This window comes from Phormidium pseudopriestleyi FRX01, from assembly GCF_017313335.1.
GTDB lineage: Bacteria > Cyanobacteriota > Cyanobacteriia > Cyanobacteriales > Laspinemataceae > Laspinema > Laspinema pseudopriestleyi.
In genome coordinates this window covers 1-2,959 of the sequence record NZ_JAFLQW010000565.1, presented here as the reverse complement: position 1 = coordinate 2,959, position 2,959 = coordinate 1, and the positions used below count along the sequence as shown (strand labels likewise).

The window sequence follows — 2,959 nt, the reverse complement described above, 5'->3', positions numbered from 1 at the left end:
CCCAGTTTAGCCCTATTTGGCTTTTTAATTTCCGTTCCCATCATTGGCGGAATTGGGGCAGTTCCCGCCATATTTGCCTTAACTTTATATGCCTTATTACCGATTATTCGCAATACCTACACCGGCATTGTTGGCGTAGATCCAGCCATTCGTGAGGCAGGAAGGGGTATGGGGATGACTGATTGGCAATTGCTCTCTCAAGTTGAGATTCCCTTGGCAATGGGGGTGATTTTAGCTGGGGTGAGAGTCTCGACGGCAATCTCCGTGGGAACGGCGACGATTGCGGCTGCGATCGGGGCCGGTGGATTGGGGGCGTTGATTTTTCAAGGTATTTCGATGGTGAACAATCAACTAATTTTAGCCGGGGCAGTTCCAGCAGCGGCGATCGCCTTAATTGCCGATGGGGCGATCGGCTGGATTGAACATCAATTAACGGTCAAAAAATGAAGGCAAAACAATTTTTATTATTAGCAGTTTTTACGGTCAATTTAGGGTTATTCACCGGGTGTCAAACAGACAACTCCCGCCCTAGGGGAAGAGCCGATATTGTGATTTGCTCTAAAAATTTCACTGAGCAAAATATCCTCGGGGAACTCCTCGCTCAACAGATAGAATCCCAAACCAATTTAACGGTCGATCGCCAGTTAAATTTAGGCGGGACATTCCTCTGTCATGATGGCCTCAGAACCGGCAAAATTGATGCTTATGTTGAATATACCGGCACAGCTTTTACAGCAATTTTAAACCAATCCCCCATCTCCGACCCGGAAACAGTTTACCAGAACGTAAAAACAGCCTATCAAGACCAATTTAACTTAACCGTCATGCCTCCATTAGGCTTTAATAATACCTTTGCCATCATGGTTCGAGGAGAAGATGCGCGGAACTTGAATTTAAAAAACCTCTCCGATGCAGCGGAATATACCCCCCAATGGAGAGCCGGATTTGGCTATGAATTTATGAGTCGGGAAGATGGGTTTTCCGGCTTGGCTGCCACCTATCAGTTAACCTTTGCCCGCCCTCCAGAAGTCATGGATTTAGGATTAATGTATCGGGCATTAGTTTATAAAAAAGTCGATTTAATTGCTGGAGATTCTACTAATGGATTAATTGACAAATTGGGATTGGTTGTGTTAAAAGATGATAAAAATTATTTCCCCCCTTATCAAGCCGTTCCAATAATTCGGACTGAAACATTAGAAAAACATCCCGAGTTAGAAGCAGCAATTACCCAACTATCTGGGTTAATTTCTGAAGCAGAAATGCAACAAATGAACTATCAAGTTGATGGAGAATTTCGCCGATATGATGAAGTGGTTCGGGAGTTTTTGGCCTCGAAACAACAGAGGCAGGAGTGATCCTAAATCCGGGTGGGGTCCAGTTAGAACCGAACGGGGGCCGAAACCCCCATTTACAGAATTGAGTTAGATCAGCTTAACGGCACGCAATCCAAACATGAGGACTACCGCACTGACGAAGGCTCCACCGACAATTAAGGCGTAAGCAAGGATTCCAGACATTGAGAACTATCTCCATTTAAAATCGTTACCCACTATTGAATCATGGCTTGCGATACAATACAGCCCTCTAGGTTTAGTGAATGGGTTGTTTACCATGCCGTCTGTTATCCGCGTCAATCTGCCCCAGGACTGTTATGATATTGCGATCGCCCCTCAATCCTTAGATGACCTCGGGACGCAGATGCAGCCCCTGAAGTTGGGGAAAAAAGTATTAGTGGTATCCAACCCCGTGGTGGATCTACGGTATGGCGATCGCCTCCGGTCCTCCTTAACTGCAGCGGGATTTGACGTCTCCACCTGCATCCTGATGGCAGGAGAACAATACAAAACCCTGCGATCCATTCAAAAAATTTACGATGCGGCCCTATCTCAGCGCCTAGAACGGTCCTCCACAATGGTTGCTTTAGGCGGTGGGGTTGTGGGAGATATGACCGGATTTGCGGCGGCGACTTGGTTGCGCGGGATTAATTTTGTCCAAGTTCCAACCACTCTGTTAGCTATGGTGGATGCTTCCATTGGGGGCAAAACTGGGGTGAATCATCCCCAGGGGAAAAATCTGATTGGGGCGTTTTATCAACCGAAGTTGGTGGCGATCGACCCGGATGTGCTAAAAACTCTCCCAGCCCGGGAATTTCGAGCAGGAATGGCCGAGGTGATTAAATATGGGGTGATTTGGGATGCGGAATTATTCACCCAGATGGAACAGGCAAAGCGGTTGGATCAGTTGCGGTATGTAGATGCGGGATTTTTGGAAGAAATTCTCGCCCGTTCTTGCCAAAGTAAGGCGGATGTTGTCGGCAAAGATGAAAAAGAAGCGGGTTTGCGGGCGATTCTGAATTATGGTCATACGATCGCTCATGCGGTGGAAAGTTTGACTCACTATAAGGGGACGAATCACGGGGAAGCGGTGGCGATCGGGATGGTGGCGGCATCGCGGTTAGCGGTGGCGTTGGGACTCTGGGATGAGGAGTGCGATCGCCGTCAGTTTGCCTTAATTGAAAAAGCCGGGTTGCCGACGAAGTTACCCGAAGGATTGAATCTTGAGGAAATTATTGACACCCTGCAAACTGATAAAAAGGTGAAAGATGGACAAGTGCGGTTTGTGTTACCGACGCAAATTGGTGCAGCAACGGTGAGCGATCGCGTCACGTCGGATTTGATTCGCCAGATATTGCCTGGAATGCAGTAACGCCGGTTCACCTGGGAGAGTCCGCAAGAGGGGGATACCATGAGCAAGTATGACAAACTGTTCAAAACCTACGCGAAATCAACGGAAAAACTCACGCCGATAGAAGCGTTGTTTGCCATTACGTTGATTGTGGTTTATGCCGATGGTCAAATGTCTGAACAACAATCGGAGTTACTCCATGAGTTGATGGCAAGTGGGGCGATGAAGGGGTATGTGGAAGAAGATATCTACAAAATTTCCGCCAAAGTGG

Annotated in this window: 5 protein-coding genes; 4 read left to right on the top strand and 1 reads right to left on the bottom strand. The window is 47.5% G+C overall.

The window, feature by feature from the left end; translation table 11 throughout:
* Both J0895_RS21470 and J0895_RS21465 read left to right on the top strand, forming a co-directional pair.
* Window positions 1–447, top strand: a 447-nt coding sequence (locus tag J0895_RS21470; RefSeq protein WP_207090036.1) for an ABC transporter permease, incomplete at its 5' end; no start/stop codon positions are given.
* Window positions 444–1,358 carry a glycine betaine ABC transporter substrate-binding protein gene (locus J0895_RS21465; protein ID WP_207090035.1) on the top strand — a complete coding sequence of 305 codons (915 nt, stop codon included), beginning with the start codon at window positions 444–446 and terminating at the stop codon, window positions 1,356–1,358. The genes J0895_RS21470 and J0895_RS21465, both read left to right, overlap by 4 nt.
* Before the next feature lie 66 nt (window positions 1,359–1,424).
* Here the strand turns inward: J0895_RS21465 and petL are convergent, their stop codons facing one another.
* On the bottom strand, window positions 1,425–1,520 hold the full coding sequence (petL, locus tag J0895_RS21460; RefSeq protein WP_015148453.1) for a cytochrome b6-f complex subunit PetL: 96 nt from the start codon (window positions 1,518–1,520) through the stop codon (window positions 1,425–1,427).
* 94 nt (window positions 1,521–1,614) lie between these two features.
* Between petL and aroB the strand changes: the two genes are divergently transcribed.
* Window positions 1,615–2,709 carry a 3-dehydroquinate synthase gene (gene aroB, locus J0895_RS21455; protein WP_207090034.1) on the top strand — a complete coding sequence of 365 codons (1,095 nt, stop codon included), beginning with the start codon at window positions 1,615–1,617 and terminating at the stop codon, window positions 2,707–2,709.
* Between the two features lie 39 nt (window positions 2,710–2,748).
* Window positions 2,749–2,959, top strand: a 211-nt coding sequence (locus tag J0895_RS21450; protein WP_207090033.1) for a hypothetical protein, incomplete at its 3' end; no start/stop codon positions are given.

Bases quoted from the DNA above. Each gene is read 5' to 3' on its own strand.
- J0895_RS21465 (WP_207090035.1), top strand. From the start codon at position 444: ATGAAGGCAAAACAATTTTTATTATTAGCAGTTTTTACGGTCAATTTA.
- aroB (WP_207090034.1), top strand. From the start codon at position 1,615: ATGCCGTCTGTTATCCGCGTCAATCTGCCCCAGGACTGTTATGATATT.
- petL (WP_015148453.1), bottom strand. From the start codon at position 1,520: ATGTCTGGAATCCTTGCTTACGCCTTAATTGTCGGTGGAGCCTTCGTC.